Genomic DNA, 3691 nt, shown 5'->3' on the forward strand with positions numbered 1-3691 from the left:
AAGGAGATCAACGCCGCGATCAACGCCTTCATCGACAAGATCAGGGCCAATGGCGAACTCCAGAAAGTCTACGACAAGTGGATGAAGGTTCCCGTCCACAAGTTCCCGGACAGCCTCGAAGGCATCTCCTTCACCGCAAGCTGAGCGCGCTGCTCGCTCGTTCCTTCAGATTTTACCGGCGGGCCGGCCACGTTGACGCCGGCCTGCACGCGCCCTGCCGCGCATGCGCGGCGGGGCGCCAAGGATATCGACATGAGCAATCGCATCTACGTCCTCAACGGCCCCAATCTCAATCTGCTCGGCCAGCGCGAACCCGCGATCTATGGAACGACCACACTCGATGAGATTCGACAGCGCTGTACCGAGAAGGCCGCGACACTCGGTTTCGAGATCGACTTCCGCCAGACGAATTTCGAGGGCGAGCTGGTGGAGAGCGTACACCAGGCCCGCATCGAGGCGTGCGGGATCATCATCAATCCGGCCGGCTACACCTTTACCTCAGTCGCGCTGCTTGACGCTCTGAAGATGTTCGACGGGCCCAAGATCGAGCTGCACATTTCCAACGTGCATGCCCGCGAGAGCATCTACCACAATTCGTTGATGTCCCGGACCGCAACCGGCATCCTGATCGGCTTCGGCGCGGCTGGGTACGAACTCGCGATCCAGGCCATGGCCGGCCTGGTCGGGCGCAGCTGATCCCGGTGCGCCATGCGGTCAGCGGCAGAGCATGCGAAGCACGGTCTCGATCGCGCTGAGCCGTCGGCGTTCGCGGGCTTCCGGAGCGCCCATGTCGTGCCCGAAGACCTGCTGGATGCTGGCCCGGTTGGAGACATTGTAGAAACTCAGTGCGCTGATCGTCAGATGGATGTCGATCGGGTCGAGGCCCTCTCGGAACACTCCCTCGCGCAGCCCGCGCTCATAGACCTCGCCGATCATGTCGATGACCGAGAGGTTGAGATCCGCGATCTTGGGAGAGCTCTGGAGATGCCGGGCATGATGGATGTTCTCGACCATGACGAGGCGGACGAAATCCGGATTGTCGGCGTGATAGTCGAAGGTGAAGCCCGTCAGAGACACGATCGCTTCGCGCGGGGGCAGGCCAGCCAGATCGAGGCTGCGCTCGAAATTGCGGATCCGGGCATAGGCCTCCTCGAGCACAGCCCGGTAGAGACCCTCCTTGTCGCCGAAATAATAGTAGATCATCCGCTTGCTGGTGGAGGTCTTCGCGGCGATCTCGTCGACCCTCGCACCACTCAGCCCATTCTCGACGAATTCGTCACGCGCGACCGCCAGGATATTGCGGCGAACGCCGTCGGGGTCCTGGGTCCAACTCGCGGATTTGCGCGTGCCAGCCGGCCGCGCCGGCGAAGCCGGCATCTCATTCGTCTTGCGGCTTCCAAGCATGGACAGACCCCGGCGCCGACTGGGCGGCTGTAAATGAACCGTTCAGTTCAATTGACTTGACCAATTGAACTGTTTCGTACATTTAACATCGACAGGCGATCGCGCAAGCCAAACGATCGCTCATATTCAAGGCGCCCACCCAGAGGCGCTACCGCCAAAGACGGGACTCGGATCGATCCACTCAGAAGGTCGGCCGCTCAGGGAAACGCCATGAACTACAAGCTTGATTTCACGCCTGTACTGGATGGGTTGCCGAGCCTTCTGACTGCCTGTCTGGGAACGCTGTTCCTGGCGCTCGGCGGCATGGCTCTGGCCATCGTCATCGGCATCGGCGGTGTCGTGCTGCGGGACTCGCGGATCAAACAGCTGCGCTGGCTGGTGATGGCTTTCGTCGAGCTGATCCGCAACACCCCCTTCCTGGTGCAGATCTATTTCATCTATTTCGCGCTGCCGCTCCTCGGCGTTCGGCTCGACCCGACACCGACCGCGATCATCGCGCTGGGCATCAATGGCGGCGCCTATGCCATCGAGATCATCCGTGGCGGCGTTCAGTCGATCAGCAAAGGGCAGGTCGAAGCCGGTCTCGCGCTTGGCCTGCACAAGGCGCAGGTCTTCCGGCTGATAGTGCTGCGGCCTGCGCTGCGCGCGATCTTTCCGTCACTGACCAGCCAGTTCGTGCTGCTGACGCTGACGACCAGCGTCGCCTCCGCGATCTCCGCCTATGAACTGACCTCCGTCGCACAGCGGATCGAGTCGGACAGCTTCCGCAGCTTCGAGGTCTACGGAACGGTGACGCTGTTCTACCTCGTCATATCCTGGCTGATGATGCGCTTCTTCGGGCTCATCTCCAGCCGGTATTTCAGCTACCCGGTCAAGTGAGGAGATCGTCATGGGCGCAAACGAATTCCTCTTCCTTCTCACTGGGCTGAAATGGACGGTCTTCCTCTCGGTCATCGGCTTCGTCGGGGGCGGCGTCTTCGGGCTCGGCGTCGCTCTGGCTAGAACCTCCGGTAGTCCGCTCCTGGAGCGTGTCACGTCAGGCTATATCGCCATCTTCCAGGGCACGCCGCTGCTGATGCAGCTCTTCGTGGTCTATTACGGGCTGGCGCTGATCGGGCTGAAACTCGACTCGTGGGTCGCCGTCTCGATCGGTTTCACGCTGCATGCCAGCGCCTATCTCGGCGAAATCTGGCGCGGTTCGATCGAAGCCGTGCCGAAGGGCCAGACCGAGGCTGCCAAGGCGCTGAGCCTGAACTATGCCTCGCGGATGAAGGATGTGATCCTGCCGCAGGCCATCCGCATCTCGCTGCCGGCGACGATCGGTTTCCTGGTGCAGCTGATCAAGGGAACGTCGCTGGCTGCGATTGTCGGTTTCACCGAGCTGGCCCGTGCCGGCAACATCATCTCGAACCAGATTTTTCAGCCTCTGCTCGTCTTCGGGATCGTGGGGGCTCTCTATTTCGTCATGTGCTGGCCGCTCTCGCTCTTCGGCGCGCGGCTGGAACGCCAGTTTGCCACGGCGACACGCTGACGAAGCCGGCAACACCATCAAGGCATCGCGCCAATCCAGCCAGGCCCGTTCAACCAGCCAAGATCAACCAAGCAAGATCAACCAAGGGAGTGAGACATGACATCTTCGAACAAGGGATTGCTCAACCGCCGTCAGGCGCTGTTGGCCGGCGCGGTCGGGCTTGCGGCGCCGAGCCTGTTGCTGCGGCCTGCGCTGGCGGTGACGCCGGCGGAGATCAAGGCGAAAGGCAAGCTGGTCGTGGGTATCCAGGGCGACAATCCGCCCTGGGGTTTCGTCACCAGCGCCGGCAAGCAGGATGGGCTGGATGCCGATATCGCGGCGCTGTTCGGCCAGGAGCTCGGGGTCCCCGTCGAGTTCGTTCCGCTCGAGGTCAATAACCGCATTCCCGCCCTGACCCCAGGTCACCAAGAACGCGCCGGCCAGCACGACGATCCGGCGCTATGACGGCGATGCCCCCAGCATCCAGGCGCTGGTCTCGGGCCAGGTCCAGGCGCTCGGCGGCAACATCTTCTACATCCAGCGCATCGAGCAGGCCCGGCCGGGGGAATTCGAGAACAAGCTCGAATTCCAGAACCTCTACAACGGCGCCTGCACCCGGCAGGGCGAGAAGGAGATCAACGCCGCGATCAACGCCTTCATCGACAAGATCAGGGCCAATGGCGAACTCCAGAAAGTCTACGACAAGTGGATGAAGGTTCCCGTCCACAAGTTCCCGGACAGCCTCGAAGGCATCTCCTTCACCGCAAGCTGAGCGCG

At 62.0% G+C, this 3691-nt stretch carries 4 protein-coding genes and 2 pseudogenes; 5 read left to right on the plus strand and 1 reads right to left on the minus strand.

All coding sequences use genetic code 11. The features are described from left to right. Both AB4099_RS35105 and aroQ read left to right on the plus strand, forming a co-directional pair. A pseudogene (locus AB4099_RS35105) lies at positions 1 to 144 on the plus strand (transporter substrate-binding domain-containing protein); the annotation flags it as partial. 108 nt (positions 145 to 252) lie between these two features. Then, positions 253 to 696 (plus strand): type II 3-dehydroquinate dehydratase, encoded by a 444-nt coding sequence (gene aroQ / locus AB4099_RS35110; RefSeq protein WP_441481496.1) that lies wholly within the window; start codon positions 253 to 255, stop codon positions 694 to 696. A gap of 18 nt (positions 697 to 714) precedes the next feature. Here aroQ and AB4099_RS35115 read toward each other — a convergent pair whose 3' ends face one another. Beyond that, positions 715 to 1404 (minus strand): TetR/AcrR family transcriptional regulator, encoded by a 690-nt coding sequence (locus AB4099_RS35115; RefSeq protein WP_441481497.1) that lies wholly within the window; start codon positions 1402 to 1404, stop codon positions 715 to 717. A 210-nt stretch (positions 1405 to 1614) separates the two neighbouring features. Here AB4099_RS35115 and AB4099_RS35120 point away from each other — a divergent pair, with 210 nt between their 5' ends. From AB4099_RS35120 to AB4099_RS35130, 3 genes and pseudogenes are all read left to right on the plus strand, one after another. Continuing rightward, a complete protein-coding gene (locus tag AB4099_RS35120) occupies positions 1615 to 2283 on the plus strand; it encodes an amino acid ABC transporter permease (RefSeq protein ID WP_113519236.1) in 669 nt (222 codons plus the stop codon). A gap of 10 nt (positions 2284 to 2293) precedes the next feature. Beyond that, positions 2294 to 2935 (plus strand): amino acid ABC transporter permease, encoded by a 642-nt coding sequence (locus tag AB4099_RS35125; protein ID WP_113519237.1) that lies wholly within the window; start codon positions 2294 to 2296, stop codon positions 2933 to 2935. A 96-nt stretch (positions 2936 to 3031) separates the two neighbouring features. Continuing rightward, positions 3032 to 3686 (plus strand): annotated as a pseudogene (locus tag AB4099_RS35130) (transporter substrate-binding domain-containing protein). The last annotated feature ends 5 nt before the right edge of the window (positions 3687 to 3691 follow it).

Origin of the sequence: Allobosea sp. 2KB_26 (genome assembly GCF_052115715.1) — a bacterium.
GTDB lineage: Bacteria > Pseudomonadota > Alphaproteobacteria > Rhizobiales > Beijerinckiaceae > Allobosea.